The 17978-nt window shown below is 68.7% G+C and carries 17 protein-coding genes; 1 reads left to right on the top strand and 16 read right to left on the bottom strand.

The window, feature by feature from the left end:
- Nucleotides 1-11: 11 nt before the first annotated feature.
- From Q0V34_RS05895 to Q0V34_RS05880, 4 genes are all read right to left on the bottom strand, one after another.
- Nucleotides 12-1550, bottom strand: coding sequence for a cryptochrome/photolyase family protein (locus Q0V34_RS05895; RefSeq protein WP_297509164.1), 1539 nt, complete (start codon nt 1548-1550; stop codon nt 12-14).
- A gap of 3 nt (nt 1551-1553) precedes the next feature.
- The gene (locus Q0V34_RS05890) at nt 1554-2189 is read right to left on the bottom strand and encodes a ChrR family anti-sigma-E factor (RefSeq protein WP_297509161.1); all 636 of its coding nucleotides are present in this window, start codon (nt 2187-2189) and stop codon (nt 1554-1556) included.
- Nucleotides 2186-2749 carry a sigma-70 family RNA polymerase sigma factor gene (locus Q0V34_RS05885; RefSeq protein ID WP_297509159.1) on the bottom strand — a complete coding sequence of 188 codons (564 nt, stop codon included), beginning with the start codon at nt 2747-2749 and terminating at the stop codon, nt 2186-2188. Before Q0V34_RS05885 ends, Q0V34_RS05890 begins: the two co-directional genes overlap by 4 nt.
- Nucleotides 2750-3081: 332 nt before the next feature.
- Nucleotides 3082-3735, bottom strand: a complete 654-nt coding sequence (locus Q0V34_RS05880; protein ID WP_297509156.1) for a sugar transferase — start codon at nt 3733-3735, stop codon at nt 3082-3084.
- A 302-nt stretch (nt 3736-4037) separates the two neighbouring features.
- Between Q0V34_RS05880 and Q0V34_RS05875 the strand changes: the two genes are divergently transcribed.
- Entirely contained in the window at nt 4038-5777 is a 1740-nt protein-coding gene (locus Q0V34_RS05875; protein WP_297509154.1) for a hypothetical protein, read from the top strand.
- A 79-nt stretch (nt 5778-5856) separates the two neighbouring features.
- Here the strand turns inward: Q0V34_RS05875 and Q0V34_RS05870 are convergent, their stop codons facing one another.
- The 12 genes from Q0V34_RS05870 to Q0V34_RS05815 form a co-directional block, all read right to left on the bottom strand.
- Nucleotides 5857-6948: a chemotaxis response regulator protein-glutamate methylesterase gene (locus Q0V34_RS05870; RefSeq protein ID WP_297509152.1), complete on the bottom strand. Its 1092-nt coding sequence runs from the start codon at nt 6946-6948 to the stop codon at nt 5857-5859.
- Between the two features lie 3 nt (nt 6949-6951).
- Nucleotides 6952-7806, bottom strand: a complete 855-nt coding sequence (locus tag Q0V34_RS05865; protein WP_297509150.1) for a protein-glutamate O-methyltransferase CheR — start codon at nt 7804-7806, stop codon at nt 6952-6954.
- Nucleotides 7807-7860: 54 nt separating this feature from the next.
- On the bottom strand, nt 7861-8334 hold the full coding sequence (locus Q0V34_RS05860; RefSeq protein ID WP_367272038.1) for a chemotaxis protein CheW: 474 nt from the start codon (nt 8332-8334) through the stop codon (nt 7861-7863).
- Complete coding sequence (locus Q0V34_RS05855; protein ID WP_297509147.1) at nt 8331-10022, bottom strand: methyl-accepting chemotaxis protein; 1692 nt, start codon at nt 10020-10022, stop codon at nt 8331-8333. Before Q0V34_RS05855 ends, Q0V34_RS05860 begins: the two co-directional genes overlap by 4 nt.
- Before the next feature lie 43 nt (nt 10023-10065).
- Nucleotides 10066-11880 carry a methyl-accepting chemotaxis protein gene (locus Q0V34_RS05850; RefSeq protein WP_297509144.1) on the bottom strand — a complete coding sequence of 605 codons (1815 nt, stop codon included), beginning with the start codon at nt 11878-11880 and terminating at the stop codon, nt 10066-10068.
- 13 nt (nt 11881-11893) lie between these two features.
- Nucleotides 11894-12394 carry a chemotaxis protein CheW gene (locus Q0V34_RS05845; protein WP_297509141.1) on the bottom strand — a complete coding sequence of 167 codons (501 nt, stop codon included), beginning with the start codon at nt 12392-12394 and terminating at the stop codon, nt 11894-11896.
- A 16-nt stretch (nt 12395-12410) separates the two neighbouring features.
- Nucleotides 12411-14375: a chemotaxis protein CheA gene (locus Q0V34_RS05840; RefSeq protein ID WP_297509138.1), complete on the bottom strand. Its 1965-nt coding sequence runs from the start codon at nt 14373-14375 to the stop codon at nt 12411-12413.
- Nucleotides 14372-14737, bottom strand: a complete 366-nt coding sequence (locus tag Q0V34_RS05835) for a response regulator (protein WP_297509135.1) — start codon at nt 14735-14737, stop codon at nt 14372-14374. Before Q0V34_RS05835 ends, Q0V34_RS05840 begins: the two co-directional genes overlap by 4 nt.
- Nucleotides 14734-15033, bottom strand: coding sequence for an STAS domain-containing protein (locus tag Q0V34_RS05830; RefSeq protein WP_297509132.1), 300 nt, complete (start codon nt 15031-15033; stop codon nt 14734-14736). The genes Q0V34_RS05835 and Q0V34_RS05830 overlap by 4 nt, the downstream gene beginning before the upstream one ends.
- A 307-nt stretch (nt 15034-15340) precedes the next feature.
- The gene (locus Q0V34_RS05825) at nt 15341-15691 is read right to left on the bottom strand and encodes a hypothetical protein (protein WP_297509129.1); all 351 of its coding nucleotides are present in this window, start codon (nt 15689-15691) and stop codon (nt 15341-15343) included.
- Nucleotides 15692-15754: 63 nt separating this feature from the next.
- A complete protein-coding gene (locus tag Q0V34_RS05820) occupies nt 15755-15946 on the bottom strand; it encodes a hypothetical protein (RefSeq protein ID WP_297509126.1) in 192 nt (63 codons plus the stop codon).
- Nucleotides 15947-16177: 231 nt separating this feature from the next.
- Nucleotides 16178-17977: an adenylate cyclase gene (locus Q0V34_RS05815; RefSeq protein ID WP_297509123.1), complete on the bottom strand. Its 1800-nt coding sequence runs from the start codon at nt 17975-17977 to the stop codon at nt 16178-16180.
- Nucleotide 17978 lies beyond the last annotated feature (1 nt).

The raw sequence follows: 17978 nt of genomic DNA, 5'->3' as shown, positions 1-17978 counted from the left end.
GCTATCACGTTCTAGGTGACGCCCATGGCCCGGCGCAGGTTCCGCGCCCTGCGCCGGAACGCCTCGCGGTCGGCCTCGCCGATCTTCTCCAGGGTGCGCAGCGGCATCATCATCCGACCGTTGCCCGCCAGGGTCTTGGCGTGGCGGTCGATGAAATCCCAATAGAGGGCGTTGAACGGGCAGGCCTCGTCGCCTAGGCGCGCCTTCACGTCGTAGCGGCACCCCCGGCAATAGTCGCTCATCCGGTCGATATAGGCGCCGCTGGCGGCGTAGGGCTTGGAGCCGACGATGCCGCCGTCCGCGAAGGTGGCCATGCCCCGGGTGTTGGGCATCTCCACCCATTCATAGGCGTCGGCGAACACCACCATGTACCAGTCGTCGACCGCGTCGGGATGCACGCCCAGCAGCATGGCCAGATTGCCGGTCACCATCAGCCGCTGGATGTGGTGGGCGTAGGCGTGGTCGCGGGCGGCGCGGACGGTGTCGGCGACGCAGGCCATGTCGGTCTCGCCGGTCCAGTAGAACCAGGGCAGCTGGCCCTGGGCGTCCAGCGCGTTGCGCTGGCCATATTCGGGCATCTTCAGCCAATAGACGCCGCGCACGAACTCGCGCCACCCGAGGATCTGGCGAATGAAGCCCTCGACCGCGTTCAACGGCGCGTGGCCTTCGCGCCAGGCGGCCTCGGCGCGGCGGCAGGTCTCCAGCGGATCGAGCAAGCCGATGTTCAAGGCCGGCGAGATCAGGGCGTGCCACAGGAACGGCCGCTGCCAGCTCATGGCGTCCTGCCAGTCGCCGAAGCCCGCCAGCATGTCGGCCAGGAAATGGTCCAGCGCGGCCCGGGCTTCCTCGGGGTTGGTCGGCCAGCCGAAGCCCTCGACATCGCCGAAATGATCGTCGAAGCCGCGCGCGACCTGGTCCAGCACGGCTCGCGTGGTCGGATTGGGCGGGATGCGCAGGCGCTCCGGCGGACGCAGGCCCGGCGGCAGCTTGCGGCGGTTCTCGGCGTCGAAGTTCCAACGGCCGCCGGCCGGCTGGTCGCCGTCCATCAGCAGGCCGGTCTTGCGCCGCATCTCGCGGTAGAAGAACTCCATCCGCAGCTCGCGCCGGTCGGCGGCCCAGCGCGCGAACTCGGCGCGCGAGCATATGAAGCGGTCGTCCTCGCGCGTCTCGATCGGGACCGGCAGGTCCAGGGTCAGCAGCTTCTGTTCCAGGCCCCACTTGCCGCAAGCGGTGCGCACCACGCGAGCAAAGGGCCGATCGGCGAGCGCTCGGCGCAGTTCACCGTCGATCGAGCCCGTATTGGCCGGGTCTTCCAGCGCGACATAGCGCACAGAAACGCCGCGCGCCCGCAGGCGCTCGGCGAACTGCCGCATCGCCGACCAGACCAGCACCAGCTTCTGCTTGTGGTGCTTCCAAGCCGTGGCCTCGGCGCGGCTCTCGACCATCAGCACGACGTCGCGCGCGGGGTCGAGGTCGCTCAAGGCCGACAAGGCGTCGGAGAGCTGATCGCCCAGCACCAGGCGCAGCGCGCCCGGTTCGGGCCGGACCACGCCCTAGAGCCGCACGAAGGGGGCGAGCAGCTTGCCCAAGCGCCCGGGCAGGACGATCTCGCCATCCAGGGCGGCGACGCAGAGGCAAGGCTTGTCCGAGACCACGCGCGGCTGGTGGGTGATGTTGGGATCGGCTTCCTCGAAGTCGCCCGGCTCGAACACGCCCTCCTCGGTGGCGTAGGCGCCTTCGATCACGCAGGTCAGCTCGACGCCGCCGTGCGTGTGGAGCGGGGTCGACTGGCCGGGAGCGATGCGCAGCAGGATCACGCGGCAGGCGCCGTCGCGCGGCCCCAGCACGTTGCGCACATGCACGCCCGGACCCATCCACCGCCAGGGGCCAAGCTCGAAGCCGCGCAGGGGCGCGGGCAGGCTCGGATCGGCGTTGCGCGGGGCCGGCGTCGCGGCGGGCGGAGGGGTGTCGAGACGCGCCAGGGTGTTGTCGAGCGCCTCAAGGCCCAGAACGCTGGGCTCGAGATCATCGAGCACCGCCCCGCCGACGGCCTGGCCCAGCTCGGTCCAGGCGCGGGTCTCGGGCCGCAGGGCCAGGTGGGTGGCCACGACCACCGACTCCGGCGCGCTCAGCGTCCCAGCGGCGAAGGCGAGCAGACGCTCCTCGCTGGGCTGACGGCGGGCGCTCATGCGGCGCCTCCCATCTCCCGTTCAATGATGGCGCGAAGCTTCATCATACCGAACCGAATCCTAGCCTTGATGGTGCCCAGCGGTACACCGAGGGTCTCCGATATCTGTGAGTGGGTCTGTTCCTGGAAGAACGCCATTTCAATTGCTAAAGCCTGCTCCGGATTTAACGTCCGCATCGCCGCGCGGACGGTCTGGGCGTCCTGCGCGCCGCTGAGGATGGCGTCAGGCTGCGGCGGATCCTCGGCGCCGAAGGCCAGGTCCATTTCATAAAGGGTGGACGACCCGCGCCTCAGGCTGTCGATCCTGAGATTGCGGGCGATCGTGAAGATCCAGGCGGCGGCGGAGGCCCGCGCCGGGTCATAGAGGTGGGCCTTGCGCCAGACGGCCAGCATGGCCTCCTGGGCGAGCTCCTCGGCCGCCGACGGCGCGGAGCCGCTCTTGATCAGCAACGTCTTCACGCGCGGCGCGTAGTGTTGGAAGAGCGCCGCGAAGGCGTCGCGGTCTCGCTCACGCCCGACGCGCAGCAGCAAGGCGTTACAGGCGGCGGGGGTCAGGCTCACCGGCGGAGAACCTTGGCGTTTAGCATTGGCCTGTCGAGTCGCATGCATGACCACTATACGGCTCTGGTTGGCCGGTGGATGGATTTCGAAGCTTCGCCTTGGCGAAAAATATGTCGCGGGGCGTCGCAGACCTTTCGTCCCCGCGCGCGCCTTGGTCGGCGGTAGGACCGACCGTCGGCGCGGGCGGGCGCGCCGCGAGCCTTTTGACGCTTTCGGCGGTCGCACTGTCGGCGCGCGAAATTCAGGGCTTCTTGGTTACGGAACGCCACCGGCCCGGCCTCGATCCCGTCGAGACGCCGGGCTCGGGGGTCCGCGACCGAGCGCCGCGCGATCTAGTAGGCGTTCTCGGCCAGAAGCAGGTGCGGCAGGGTCAGGAGCAGGATCTTGACGTCGCCGCCCAGGGTCCACTGCTCGATATAGGCGTTGTCCGCCTCGACCCGCGCGGCCATCGCCTCCAGCGCGCTCGTGCCGCCGCGCAGGCCCCTGATCTGGGCCAGGCCCGTCAGTCCCGGCCGCGCGCGGAAGCGCAGGCGATAGTTCGCGATGATGGCCCCGTACTGCTCATCGTGCGCCAGCGCGTGAGGGCGCGGCCCGACCAGCGACATATCGCCGCGCAGCACGTTCAGAAGCTGCGGCAGCTCGTCGATGCTGGTCTTGCGAAGAACCCGACCGATCGGCGTGATCCGGTCGTCGTCGCGGCGCGCCTGAACGACTCGCGCCCCGTTCTCCTGGCAGCGCATCGAGCGAAACTTGTAGATCGTGAACGGATTACCGTTCAGTCCCCCGCGCGTCTGTCGGAACAACACCGGACCCGGCGTCTCCAACTTGATCAACACGGCGACGAGCAGCAGCAAGGGCGCGAAGAAGAGCAGCGCGCCCCCCGCGACCAGTATGTCCAGCGCTCGCTTCAGCGGATCTTGCGCGACGGGCGACACGCTCAGCGTACCGCTCGGCTGATCCGCCGACGGATTGGAAACAACAAGCACAGGGTCCCCACCATTCTATGCCCATCGGGTGGCCCCGATGTTTACAAAGCCTTTACCTAAAAGCTCGCGACCGCACAACCGCGGGACAATGTCGTTAACCCTTCTTTTTCTCGAGAAGGCCGTTTCTTGATCGTCACATCGACGAGCCGGCCTATTTTCTGGATCCTTCGCGGCCTAATCTTATCGCGCGCCCTGTCAATGTTCTGAAGGCGACGGCCGCCGCACCGATGGTTTCGGGGCGTCTTTACGTGAAATTCGCACATTCGAGATCATCGTGCGGGTCCATGATCTCAGGCGGCTCCATGGCCCTTTCGTCCCTGGCTTATTCCACGACGCCCTCTTCGTCGGCCGAGCGCGACGGCGCGCGCGCCCGCCTGGAGGCCGCGCGCGGCGCGATCGAAGGACGGTTTCTCGAGGTCGGCGACGTGCTCTCGCGCGTGGTGGACGGCGCGAGCGCGCTGATCGGCGCGCTGGATCGGATGCGCGAGGGCTTGGAAGGCCAGGAGGTGGCGGCCGCCACCCGTCAGCTGGGCGAGGCCTCGGCGCGCCTGCGCGACCTGCCCGCCGCGCTCGTCGAGCGTCGCGACCACCTCGCCGCGCTGGTGCGGACCGGGGACGAGCTCGCGGGCTGCATCGAGGACATGCGCCAGCACCTGGCCTACCTGCGTGTCTTCGGGGTCAACATCAAGATCACGTCGGGCGGGATCGCCGCCGCCGGGCCGGAGTTCGCGATCTTCGCGCAGGAAATCTGCGACTGCATCGAGTTGGGCCGCACGCAGCTGGACGCCTTCCGGGCGGATCTCGGCGCGCTGGACGGGGCGCTGCGCGCGGCGCTGACGAACGAGGACGAACTGCGCCGCCGCTGCGACGGCCTGCTGCCGGCCGTGCCGGACGCCTTGGTAGCGCAGAGCGCCTCGATCGCCGAACACCAGGCGAATATCGCGCGGATCACGGCTCGGGTCAGCGAACTGACGCGAGACGTCCGCAAGAAGATCGGCGGCGCCTTGGCCGCCCTCCAGATCGGCGACATCACCCGCCAGCGGATCGAGCACGTGCAGCACGGCCTGGACCTGCTGGCCGGCGCCGACGAGGCGCGCGGCTTGTCGGACGAGGCCCGGGAGCGCCTGACCGGCTTCTGGCACAAGCTGCTCGCCGCCCAACTGGCCTCGACGGCCGAGGACTTCCACCGCGACGTGACGCGCATCGGCGGCGCGGTCGCCGCGATTTCCGGCGACGCCAGCGAGATCCTGCGCCTGCGCGATCACGCCCAGGGCGGCGGCGAGAAGGGCGGCGGCAGCTTCCTGCGCGACCTGGAGACCAGCGTCGGCGAGGCGTTCACCCTGGTCGACGACATCGACGCCGGCGCGCGCCAGGCCGAGGCCGCCAGCCGAACCGCCTCGGACTCGGCCCGCGACCTAGTGGTCCAGGTCGAGGCGATCCAGAACATGCGCGCCGACGTGCAGATGATGGCGCTCAACACGACGCTGAAATGCGCCCGCATCGGCGAGACCGGCAAGCCCCTGGGGGTCATCGCCGTCGAGCTTCGCGCGCACGCCGGGCACCTGGAGACCTCGGCCGCGCGCACGCTGACGACGCTGGAGTCGGTCCGCGCCGCCGCCGACGCGCCTTCCGATACGGCCGGACAGGCCGGGGCGACGGCCGCGGCCCGCGCGCTGCGCGACGCCGTCGACCGCATCCGCGCCACCGGCGACGCCGTCGAGGGCGATCTCGTCGACGCCGCCCGGCAAGGCGCCGAGGTCATCGACATGCTGAAGCGCGCCGCCGCGCGGTTCGATTTCCAACGGCAGGTCGGCGATCACCTGGACCACGCGGTCGCCGAGCTTGAGCGATCGGCCTCCGAGGCCGACGTTGACGATCTGATGCCGGTCCTGTCGCCGATGCTGGCGACCTTGGCCCGCAGCTACACCATGGTCCAGGAGCGCGACGTCCACGCCGCCGTGACGGCCGGGCTGAGCCAGGTCCCCACGACCAAAGCGTCCGACGCCGCCGAGGCCGCCCAGGACGAAGACGTCCTCTTCTGACCCGCCGATAACCCGCCGAGGCTGTAACGCTGGCTAGTTTTAGGGGCGCGCGGGGCGGGCCCCGGCGGGGCCCAGCCGCTTAGCGCGACGAGGCCTTGATGATTTCCTTGGCCAGGGCTTGCAGGGGCGCGACGCGATCGACGCAGCCCATGGCGATGGCCTCCTTGGGCATGCCGAACACGATCGAGGTAGCTTCATCCTGCGCGATCGTGAAGGCCCCGGCCTGCTTCATCTCGTTCATGCCGCGCGCCCCGTCGTCGCCCATGCCGGTCATGATGACGCCGACCGCGTTCGAGCCCGCGGACTTCGCCGCCGAACGGAACAGCACGTCCACCGACGGCCGGTGGCGCGTGACCAGCGGGCCGTCCTTCACCGACACGAAGTAGCGCGCGCCGCTGCGCTCGAGCAGCGTGTGCTTGTTGCCCGGCGCGATCAGCACGCGGCCGCGAAGCACGGTGTCGCCGTCCTCGGCCTCCTTGACCGATACGGCGCAGAGGCTGTCCAGCCGCTTGGCGAACGAGGCGGTGAACTTCTCGGGCATGTGCTGCACGATGACGATGCCGGGCGAGTCGGGGGGCAATTGCTCCAGGACCGCGCGCAAGGCCTCGGTGCCGCCGGTCGAGGCGCCGATGCAGACGATCGTCTCGGTCGTCCGCGCCATCGCCCTGCCCGTGGGCGGCGGCAGCATGGCGTCCGCCGTCAGCTTCTTCTCGGGGTCGCGTCCGACGCGGGGGACGGGAATAGGCGCGCGGCGCGCCCCCGTGACGCGCGCGCTGGCGGCGGCCTTGACGGCGTCGCAGATGCGGATCCGCGACTCCAGCAGGTGTTCGGCGACGTCCATCTTCGGCTTGAGGACGATGTCGACCGCGCCGGCTTCCAGAGCCTGCAGCAGGGTCTCGGACCCGGCCTCGACCAGCGAAGAGCACATCACCACCGGAATGGGATGCTGGGCCATGAGCTTGCGCAGGAAGGTGATCCCGTCCATGCGCGGCATCTCGACGTCGAGGGTGATGACGTCGGGAATCTCGTCGCGGATCCGGCGGGCGGCCACGAACGGATCGGAGGCGACGCCGATGACCTCGATCAGCGGATCGGACTCCAGCACCGACGCCAGGGTCTGCCGGACCGTGGCGGAGTCGTCGATGATCAGGACGCGTACTTTCGCCGCCAAGGCCTAACCCTTCTGAAAGATGGTGTTGGCGACCTGTCGAACCGGCAGGTCGATCCCGACGATCGACTCCGAGTGCCCCAGGAACAGATAGCCGTCGGGCGCGAGGTGACGGCAAAGGCGCGTCAGGACCTTGGCCTGGGTGGGCTTATCGAAATAGATCAGGATGTTGCGACAGAAGATGATGTCCATCTCCCGCTCCACGGGATAGGTCTCGTCCATCAGGTTGAGACGGCCGAAGGCGACCTTGCTGCGGAGCCCCGGAACGATCCGGACCTCGCCGCGACCCGGGTCCTTGGCGCGCATCACGTAACGTTGGCGACGCGACGTCGACACCGGCTCGATCATCGCTTCCGGATAGCGACCCGCGATGGCTTGGTCCAGCACCTCGGTGCAGATGTCGGTGGCCAGGATCGAATAGTCGACGCGATGCGCGTGACGGAACTCGTCCAGCACCATGGCCAGGGTGTAGGCCTCGGCGCCGGTCGACGCCGCGGCGCTCCAGACATTGATGTGCCCACGGCTTTTGGCCAGCCGAGGCAGGGCCGTCTTCTCCATGAAGGTGAAGTGGACGGGCTCCCGGAAGAACTCGGTCTTGTTCGTCGTGACCGCGTCGATCAGATACGTCGTCTCGCCGTCCAGGCCGCCCTCTTCGAACAGGAATCGGCAGTACGCGTTGACGTCGTCCATGCCGTGCGCCCGCATGCGACGGCGCAGGCGGCCCTCCAGCATCGTCTGCTTGTTGGAGGGCATCTTGATGCCGCTGTAGCTGTGGATGAACTCCGCCAGACGGGCGAAGTTTCGCGCGCTGAGGGGGTCGCCGGGGGCGACCGGCTGCAGGGCGAGAGCGGCTTGCGACACGGAAATCCTCGACTTGGATCCTCGGCGATCTTAGCGACCGCGAGGCTTGGGCGATCAGGCGGCTTGGGCGATGTAGGCGGCGTCCTGGCTGGTCAGCAGCCGGCCCAGGTCGAAGATCACCACGAACCCGCTGTCGCGGCGCACCACGCCCCGGATGTAGTCCGAGCGCCAGGGCACGCCGATGTCCGGCGCGGCCTCGATCTGCTCGTCCGCGATGGCGATGACCTCGATCACGCGATCGGCGACGAGGCCCAGCGACAAGGTCCGCTCCTCGACCGGCACGTCCACCACCAGGATCCGCGTCGCGCCGTCCGGCGGAACCGCGGGCAGGCCCAGCTTGAGGCGCAGGTCCAGGGTCGGGGCGCCGCGCCCGCGAACATCGGTCAGGCCCAGCAAATAGGCGGGGCCATCGGGGATCCCGAAGGGCTTGGCGTAGTCCAGGATCTCGCGGACGTAGGCGACGGGGACCGCGAAGACCTCGGCGCCGAGGCCCAGGGTGACGAATTGGTTTTCGGACGAGCCGATCACGAGGCGTACTCCTTGAAGTCGGCGTCGGCGGAGTCGGGGCCGCCGCTGGTCAGGTCGAGAGCGAAACCGGCGGCGCGCGCCTGCTGGGCGGCGACGGGGGTTCGCGCCATCGGCTTGCGGGCGCTCGTCCCCGCCGCCGGCGGCGCGCGCTTGACCGGCGGCGCGGGCTTGCGCGCCGGCGGACGATGCGTCGCCGCCGCCTCGGTGCGGAAATAGGCGATCGAGGCCTGCATCTCCTCGGCCTGGGCGGCCAGTTCCTCGGAGGTCGCCGACATCTCTTCCGAGGCGCTGGCGTTCTGCTGGGTCACCTTGTCGAGCTGCTGGATGGCCTCGTTGATCTGGCTGGAGCCGATGTCCTGCTCGCGGCAGGCGGCGCTGATCTCGGCGACCAGCTCGGCCGTCCGGCGGATGTTCGGCACGAGGCCGGTCAGCATCTCGCCGGCCTGCTGGGCCGCCTTCACGGTGTCGGAGGACACCGCGCTGATCTCGGTGGCGGCGGCCTGCGAACGCTCGGCGAGCTTGCGCACCTCCGAGGCGACGACCGCGAAGCCGCGGCCGTGCTCGCCGGCCCGGGCCGCCTCGACCGCGGCGTTCAAGGCCAGAAGGTCGGTCTGGCGCGCGATCTCCTGCACGATCGAGATCTTCTCGGCGATGGTCCGCATCGCCTCGACCGCGTTGCCGACCGCCTGGCCCGAGACCTCGGCGTCGCGAGCCGATTGACGGGCGATCTTCTCGGTCTGGCTGGCGTTGTCGGCGTTCTGCTTGATGTTGGCGGCCATCTCTTCCATCGAGGCCGAAACCTGTTCGGCGGCGGCGGCCTGCTCGGAGACGCCCTGGCTCATCTGCTCGGCGGTCGCCGAGAGCTGCTGACTGCCGGTCGAGACGTTGTTCGAGGCCGCGACGGCGTCGCCGACCACGCCCCGCAGGCGCTCGATCATCATGTTCAGGTGGCCTAGAAGCTCGCCAATCTCGTCGCGCGTTTCGATGGCGATCGTGTTGTTGAGGTCGCCGTCCGCGACGGCGCGCACCGCCTCGGTCGCGCGATGGAGGCCCTTGCCGACGACCCTGGCGATATAGATCGCGGCGGCGACAGCGACCAGCAGCGACACGATCGCCAGTCCGATCAAGCTGTTGCGGATCTGAGCGAACTGACTCTCGGCCCTGTCAGTGGCGCCATTGAGCTGAGCCTGGGACATATCGACCAATTCCTGCACCAGGCTGGAAGCGTCGGTCACGGCCTTGCGCCCATCGTTCATCGAGACCGCCGTCGCCGCAGCGTCCTTGTTGGCGAGCGCCAAGTCGTAAACCTGCGCGTGCGCGGCGAGCAGGCGTTCCCAGGCGCCGCCGAGCGCCTGCCACTTCGCCTTATCCTCCGCTGTGGATATGCCCTCGACCTTGGTCAACAGCGCCTGGAAGGCGGTCTTTTCCTTTTCGATCGAGGCTTCGAAGCTCTTCACCTGCTCAGGGTCGTCGACCAGGACCATGTTCTTCTCGAACCGGACCACGTTCAGCATGTGAATGTTCATCTGCTGCGCCACCTGCAGACGGACGGCCGGCCCCTCGACCATGGCGTTCATCTCGCGATTGGCCGTCGAAAGGCTTCCGAGGCTGAACAGGGTGGAGGTAACCAACAACGCTATGATCAGCCCAAAAGCGAGGCCGAGCTGCAGTTTGATCGTGAAGCGCATGGTTCTCTTCCCTTCTCGTGGTCCGCGTTCGGCGTCCCGCCGATCAGTATCCGGTGAAGTCTTGGTCGTCGGCGTCGGGGCCGCCCTGGCTCAGATCCAGCGCGAAACCCTGGGCGCGAGCCTGTTGGGCGGCCACGGCGCGGGGCGCGGTCTTGCGCGTTGGCTTGGCGCTAGCCGGCTTGGCGGCCTTGGCGGGCAGCCGGACGACGGGGGCGACCGCCGGCGCTGGCCTGCGCGCGAGTTGCGCGGTGTTCGATAGGCGGAAGTAGCCGATCGAGGTCTGCAGCTCCTCGGCCTGAGCGGCGAGTTCCTCGGACGTCGTGGACATCTGCTCGGAGGCCGAAGCGTTCTGCTGAGTGACCTTGTCCAGCTGCTGAATGGCTTGGTTGATCTGGCTTGCGCCGATGTCCTGCTCCCGGCACGCGGCGCTGATCTCCGAGACCAGTTCGGCGGTCCTGCGGATATTCGGCACCAGCGCGGTCAGCATCTCGCCGGCCGACTGCGCCGCCTTTACAGTGTCGGACGACACCGTGCTGATCTCGGTGGCGGCGGCCTGCGAACGCTCGGCCAGCTTGCGGACTTCGGAGGCGACCACCGCGAAACCCCGGCCATGCTCGCCAGCGCGAGCGGCTTCGACGGCGGCGTTCAGGGCCAGCAGATCCGTCTGACGTGCGATCTCCTGAACGATTGAGATCTTCTCGGCGATGGTCCGCATGGCGTCGACCGCGCTGCCGACCGCCTGACCCGACGTTTCCGCGTCTATCGCCGATTTGCGGGCGATGGTTTCGGTTTGGCTGGCGTTGTCGGCGTTCTGTTTGATGTTGGCCGCCATCTCTTCCATCGAGGCGCTGGCCTGCTCGGCGGCCGAGGCCTGCTCGCTGGCGCCCTGGCTCATCTGCTCGGCGGTCGCCGACAGTTCCTGGCTGCCGGAAGAGACGTTTTCGGAGGCCGAGATCGCATCGGCGACGACGCCGCGCAGACGCTCGACCATCCGTTCCAGCGCCAGGCCCAGCGTGTCCTTATCGGAGAGCGGCTTGGGCTGAACCGTGAGATCGCCCTCCGACACCTTGTCGGCCAGCTCCGCCGAGGCGCGCAGGTTGGCGGTCATTCTGTTGACCGTATTGACGAGGTCGCGGATCTCGTCGTCGGCCGCGACGCGAACCTCCTGGTTCAGGTCGCCGATGGCGACCGCGTCCAAGGCTTCGGTGATCTGCTTGAAGCCTCGGGTGATGATCAGCGAGATCCAGGCCGCGCCCGCGAAGGCGATCAGCAAAGCCAAGACGGCGGTGGCGATCAGCGTGTTTCGCGCGTTGGCGTAGATGAAGTTGGTGTCCTGGTCGGCCTTCTTCATCGCCGCCTTGTTCAGGTCGACGATCTTGACCAGGGACTCTGTCAGGCTGTTGGCGACGACGCGCGACCGGTTGATCGACAGCGCGCCGGCCTCGGCGTTGCGGTTGGCTAGGCCGAGTTGCCGCACCTGGGCGTTGATCGCCTTGTATTCCGCCCATTTCGCCGCGACGTCGCTCCAGTCGGCCTTCGCCTCGCCTTCGGCGCGGGCGCTCTCCCTGCGAACCGCCTCGTCGATCTTGGCCGCCATTTCAGTCGACTGGGCGTCGAACTTGCGAGTCAGCTCCAGGTCCTCGGTGAGGGCCATGTTCTTCTCGTAGCGCAGCATGCGGCCGAGATCGCCATCGAGGGTCTGCGCCGCGCTCAAACTGACGACCGGCCCGGCGATTAAGTCAGAGATCGCGCTGTTAAGCGTCGACATTCGACTGATGCCGACGAAGACCACGGCCCCCATCATCGCGATGAGCACGGCGAAAGTCGCGATAAGCTTTAACTTGATCGTCAAGCGCACGGTGAACCTCGGCTCAAGCTAAGGATGGAAGGGGAGACGCCACAACGCTGGAGACCTGCGCCCCGACCGCGAAGATGCGATCCAGGTCGGGGATGATGATCACGTCGCCGTCCCGCCTCGCCAGCAGTTGGATGAACTCGGAGCGCCACCTGAGGCCGACGCGCGGGACATCCTCGGTGATCGCGCGGTCGATCGAGGTAACCTCGTGGACCTTGTCCGCGCGCAGGCCGATCAGCATCGGCTCTCCGGCGACGTCGTACTCGATGACCACGATACGGCTGTCGATGGTCGGGGCGGCGACGTCCATTTCGAAGGCGACACGCAGATCGACCAACGGAATGACTCGACCTCGAAAGTTGATCACGGAACTCACGAAGCTCGGCGCGCCGGGCACCACGGTCTCCGGCAACAGGTCCAGCACCTCGCGTACGAGACCCGCCTCGAGCGCGAAGGTCTCGCCGCGCAGGTCGAAGGTCAGGGCCTCGATCGACTGTTGGGACATATCGGCGATCATTGTCCTTGCTCCCCGATCAGCTTGCGGCGCGCAGTTGCGCGTCCTGGCGTTGACCGGCGGCCACCAGGGCGGGGATGTCCATGATCAGAGCCACGCCGCCGTCGCCGAGGATCGTCGCGCCCGAGAAGGCGCCGATGTCGGCGTGGAAGCTGGACAGCGGCTTGATGACGGTCTGGTGGTCGCCGAGGATCTGGTCGACGACCAGACCCACGCGTTCGCGGCCGGTTGAGACCACCACGATCTTCTGATGCGGATCGGGCGGCGTGCCTGTCGCGAACTGTTCGCGCAGGCGGATGAACGGCACCAGTTCGTCGCGCAGGGTGATCAGGCTGCGGCCGGTGGAGCGGGCGTCCTGGGCGGGCGTCAGCTCGACGCACTCCTCGACCGTGCCCAGCGGGATCACGTAGCGACCGGCGCCCACGCGAACCAGCAGGCCGTCGATGATCGCCAGGGTAAGCGGGATGCGCAGCGAGACCACCGAGCCCTCGCCGGGGGTGCTGCTGATCTCGATCGACCCGCGCAGGCCCTCGATGGTCTTCTTGACGACGTCCATGCCGACGCCACGGCCGGACAGGTTGGTGATCGCCGCCGCGGTCGAGAAGCCCGGCGCGAAGATCAACTGCAGCAGCTCGTTGTCGCTCAGCGTCTGACCCGGTTGGATCAGGCCGTTCTCCTCGGCCTTGGCGCGGACGCGGGCGCGATCCACGCCCCGGCCGTCGTCGGTGATGGTGATCACCACCTCGGCGCCCGACTGGCGCGCGGCCAGCATGATCTTGCCGACGGCCGGCTTGCCGGCGGCCAGCCGCTGCTCGGCGCCTTCGAGGCCGTGGTCGGCGGAATTGCGGATCAGGTGGATCAGCGGATCGGCGAGACGCTCGATCACCGTCTTGTCCAGCTCGGTCGTCTCGCCCTCGGTGAGCAGCTCGATCTGCTTGCCGGTGTCGCGTTCCAGGTCGTGGATCAGGCGGCGGAAGCGACCGAACAGCTGGGCGATCGGCACCATGCGCACGATCATCATCGTGTCGCGCATCTCAGAGGCCAGGCGCTCGATCTCCTCGGCCACGGCGCGCAGGGCGACGTCGCTGCTGGAGGCCGCCAGCTGCTTCAGGCGGGACTGGGCGATGACCAGCTCGCCGACCCGGTCCATCATCTCGTCGAGCCGCTCGGCCGGCACCCGCACGGTGTCGCCGGACTTCTGCGCGCGGCCGGTCTCGCCCGCGGCGTTGGCGGCTGGCGGCATGTCGGGACTGGCGACGCCGGCCTCCAGGACGGGCGCGTCCTCGGCCACGACCGCGACCGGGGTCAGGTCCTCGACCTCCAGGGTCATCTCGTCGATCACGAAGATGAAGACGTCGTCGATCGCGTCGCGGCCGTGCTGAGTCGTCAGCAGGACCTCCCACGCCAGCCGGCACTCGGTGGGGACCAACTGGCCCAGCGGCGGCACCTGATCGGTGATGGCCCGCACGCGGGCCTCGCCCAGGTCCCGCAGCTCGTCCAGCAAGGGCAGCGGACGCGCGCCGTTGACCAGGGCGTCGGCCGGCAGGCTGAAGCGGATCCGGAAGGTGTTGAGACCCGGAGCGACCGGCGCGGGAGCGGCGCTCTCGGCCTCGCCGCCCTCCACCGCCGCGCGCAGTTCGGCCAGCAGCGCCTCGCCGGCGCCGTCGACGACCGGACGGCTCTCGGCCAGGGCCCGCATGTGGTCCTGCGCCGCCAGCACCGCGGCGACCAGTCGTGGCGAGGCCGGGACCTCGCCCTTGCGGACGCGGTCGAAGGCGGTTTCGCAATGGTGGGTGAAGGCCGCCAGGGCGTCGAAGCCGAACATGGCGCCGGAGCCCTTCAGGGTGTGCAGCCCGCGGAACACCGCGTCGATCAGCCCTCGATCCCCGGGACGACGCGCCAGGTCGAGCAGACCCTGCTCGACCTGTTCCAGCAGATCCTGGGCTTCCTGGCGGAATGTCTCGATGGGATCGAGGCCGCTCATTTGGCCAGGACCTTCTGAACGACGCGCACGAGCTGGTCGGGATCGAACGGCTTGGTCAGCCAACCCGTGGCGCCGGCGGCCTTGGCCTGGGCCTTGACCTCGCCGTCGGATTCGGTGGTCAGGAACAGGATCGGCACGCCCGCGCCGGCGGGACGCCGCCGCAGTTCCCGGATCATGGTCAGGCCGTCCATGACCGGCATGTTCAGGTCGGTGACGATTAGGTCGAAGCCGCCGGCGGAGGCCTTATCGAGGCCCTCCGCGCCATGAGACGCCTCGGACACGTTATAGCCTTCGCCGGTGAGGGCGATCTTGATGGCCGCGCGGATGCTGGCCGAGTCGTCGACGGTAAGGATCGCGGTCATTGTGAGTTCGCCCCGTGAAGCCAGAATTCGGATCGATCCCGGTCCTCGGGATCCAGGAAGCCGCCCCGTTGAAGGACTTGCAGTAGGGCGCCGTGCGCGGGACGGCTCAGATCGAGCCGGCGGCCTTCTTCGGCGGCGGCGCGCCGGGCGGACTCGAGCAGTTGAACGAAGGTCAGATCCGCTTCGCCGAGCTCGTCGACGTCGATCTCGACGTCGCCGTCACACTCGAATACCGAGCAGATCCTGTCATACGCAACCGCTATATTGGCGACGGTCACGTCGTCAGAGAATTTCAAGTATAATTTTGAATTTTTCGACACTACACCGCCCCAAAGAAGATATAGTTTTGGAAATTCGAAATTATATCTCGCCCTGAGCGTGCGATTTTGGCGATTAAATTCAGGTAAAAATTGCGGTCTCCGACCTGCGACATTCCGTCCCTGGGGGACCTATAGATCGCGACATTTCGCCACGGCGCGCGAGGCTCTTTCGAACCCGCTCCTCACGGCGATCAAGCTATGGGTTTTCTAGACGATAGGCCGGCCGCGCCGCGCGGGCGCCGGCGCTCTTTGCTCGCGTCCGCGCCTCGGCGGACGTCGTGCGTCAGTGGCCGGGATTGCGCGGCGAAGCGAGGATCGAGCGCGTCTCGCCGACGGCGCGATCCTGGACCAGAAGGGCCTTGAGGCGGATCTCCCGCTCGGCCGCCTCGGCCTGGGCGCGTCCGGCGGCCTGACGGGCCTCGGCCAGGCGCTCGCGGCTCAGGGCCAGCTCGGCCAGGATCCGGTCGCGATCGGTCGTCAGTTCGGCCGCCTGGCTACGCGCGCGCCCCAGACGCGCCTCCGCGTCCAGTAGCCGCAGGGTCAGGAAAACGAAGGCGGGGACCAGAGCCACCGCCAGGATCTCGGCCAGAAGCCGGATGAACGGGTTATCGAACACGCTCAGAACCGTAAGCATACTTGTCTCCGCTAGACCGAACCGTCGGCGCGAAAGCGGGCGCGCGGCCCCAAACGCGGCGGGTCAGGCGTCGAGACGGCTCACGTCCCGAATGGAGTCCTGAGCGAAGTCCAGGATCTGATGCACAAGGCCGGCGAGGTGATCCTCGGCGACGCCGTTCTCCCGAGCCCAGACGTTGAGGGCGTGGCGCAGAAAGGTCTTGCTGACTTCCGGCGTCGCGCTCGCGCCGTCGGTGAGAATATCGTCGAAAGGCACGGCGCGGCTCCTGATCTGGTCGGTCGGGCCGACCTCGAGTTGAAAGGGAGGACCTGGCCGGCGGGTGGCCAGGTCCCCAGTCGGTTCACGCGGCCGGCGATGGGCTGTTCCAGGAAGCGGGCGCCCGTCGCGGTCGACGGTCCAACCTTGTTCGGCGAGGGCCGTTTTGGATGTGCGGATTTTCACATCGAGACGCGCGAAGGCTTCTACCGCAAGGGTTTAGGCGATGCCTCAGCGCGCGCGGGAGAGGCTGAAGACCGGCGTCGCGGCGAAGCCCTTGCGCGCCTGGGTCCGTCCGACATAGCCGCAGCGCACGCGCTCGCCATGGAGCGTGGCCAACGCGCCGGCCAGCGCCTCGCTGACATAGGCCGATCCCGGCGCGACATCGGGCTCGATCCGCGCGGCGACCACGACATGGGCGCCCATCACCGCCGGGGCTTTGGTCAAGGGGTTGGTTCTGAGGTGCACCGGGCCGTAGTGCCCGCTGATGCGCAGGCCAAGGTTGCGGGGAAGACCCAAGGCGCGAAGGTCCAGCGTCCGGTGGGACTCGAGCAGCGCGAGCGCCGCCAACGCCGCGTCGATCGGCTGATCGAAGACCAGAAAGAGGCCGTCGCCCCAGGTCTCGACATGTCGCGGAGGCCCGTCCAAGCCGCCGACGGTGTCGGCCATGCGCCCCATGACGCCCTCGATGAAGGCCGGGATCTGATCGTCGCGCAGCGCGCCGAAGCCCTGCACGTCGGCGAACAGCATCGCCTTCATGGCCCGCTGGCCGGCCCGGCGCTCCGCGCTCGCCTCGGCGACCGTCCGAGGGGCCGGGCGGCTCACGGGGATGATCGCCTGGGAACGGCCGCCGAGCGCCCAATGATCAAGGTCGGCGCTGACGCCGCATGGCCCGGGCGCGGCATGTCCGTCCCACACGGCCAGTTGCACGGCCTCGGCCGACAGGGTCTGGGCGCGCAGCACCGCGCAGCCCATGGCGAACTGGCTGGAATAGGCGAACACCTGCTCGTCGCCGCGATAAGGATCCTGGGCGGCGTAACGGACCGAGGTCGCCCGCGAGAGGCAGCGGTGAAATCGTTCGACCCAGTCCACGCCAAATGGCGCGACCGAGACCTCGATGAACGAGTCCAGGCTCACCGGCAGCACCGCGTGGAGCTCCGCGCCGGCGTCCAGCAGGGCCTCGGCGAACAGAATGTCCGCGCCCGCGGCCAGGCCCCCATAGGCGAAGCCGATGCGTCGCTCGCGCACGACCGCCGCGATCCGGCCACGAAGCGCCTCGCCGTCCAGGGCCGCCGCGCCGGACGCGTCGAGGATGTGACCGGTGAAGTGCGCGCAGGCGGGCGGTCGGAAGGACGCCAGCCAATCCAGGTCTCGCCCGGTCTCGCGGCACAGCATCTCCAGTTGTCGAAGCGTCGAGGCGTGGGCGGCGTAGGCCAGGGGCGCCTCGGCGAGGGCCGACCGCAGGGTGTCGCGGGCGGCCTCGATGTCGCCGGCCAGGAACCAGGCCTCCGCGCGGCTCGCGCCCTCGTAATAGGCCGCCTCGCCGGTCAGCCCCGGCGACGGCGGGATCTTCAGCAGTTCGGCGGCGCGGGCCCGGGCGCCGTCCTGGTCGCCCGCCACCAGCGTCATGGTCGCGGCGTTGATCGCGCCGTAGAGCCCGCCGAAGCGTCGGGACAGGGCTTCGTAGCGCCGCAGAGACGCCCGAGCGAACGCCATCCGGCGCGGCCCTCGCGACGCCAGCGCCACGTCCTTGAGCAGGCGGGCGCCGAGCGCCACCGCATCGGCGTCGTCCCGCAGATCGGCCAGGCCAAGGCGGACATATTCGGCCCGCGCGAAGTCCGCCGCCCCGGCTCGCGCCAGACAAAGGACCGCCGCATAGGCGACGGCGGGAGACCTGTCGCCGGCCTCGATCGCCGCCCGCGCCTGATCGTAGGCGGTGAGAATCTCGCCGCGCCGGATCAGCGCCGCGAGAGTCTCGGACCAAGCGGGCGTCGTGGCGGAAAGCGGATCAGCGACCATGGCCTTGGCCAAG

It is taken from the genome of uncultured Caulobacter sp., from assembly GCF_947036865.1.
Lineage (GTDB): Bacteria > Pseudomonadota > Alphaproteobacteria > Caulobacterales > Caulobacteraceae > Caulobacter.
The sequence above is the reverse complement of the archived record's forward strand: the minus strand, read 5'-3'. Positions and strand labels throughout refer to the sequence as shown.

Bases quoted from the DNA above. Each gene is read 5' to 3' on its own strand.
- Q0V34_RS05840 (WP_297509138.1), bottom strand. From the start codon at position 14,375: ATGAGCGGCCTCGATCCCATCGAGACATTCCGCCAGGAAGCCCAGGAT.
- Q0V34_RS05845 (WP_297509141.1), bottom strand. From the start codon at position 12,394: ATGATCGCCGATATGTCCCAACAGTCGATCGAGGCCCTGACCTTCGAC.
- Q0V34_RS05825 (WP_297509129.1), bottom strand. From the start codon at position 15,691: ATGCTTACGGTTCTGAGCGTGTTCGATAACCCGTTCATCCGGCTTCTG.
- Q0V34_RS05875 (WP_297509154.1), top strand. From the start codon at position 4,038: ATGGCCCTTTCGTCCCTGGCTTATTCCACGACGCCCTCTTCGTCGGCC.
- Q0V34_RS05835 (WP_297509135.1), bottom strand. From the start codon at position 14,737: ATGACCGCGATCCTTACCGTCGACGACTCGGCCAGCATCCGCGCGGCC.
- Q0V34_RS05890 (WP_297509161.1), bottom strand. From the start codon at position 2,189: ATGAGCGCCCGCCGTCAGCCCAGCGAGGAGCGTCTGCTCGCCTTCGCC.
- Q0V34_RS05855 (WP_297509147.1), bottom strand. From the start codon at position 10,022: ATGCGCTTCACGATCAAACTGCAGCTCGGCCTCGCTTTTGGGCTGATC.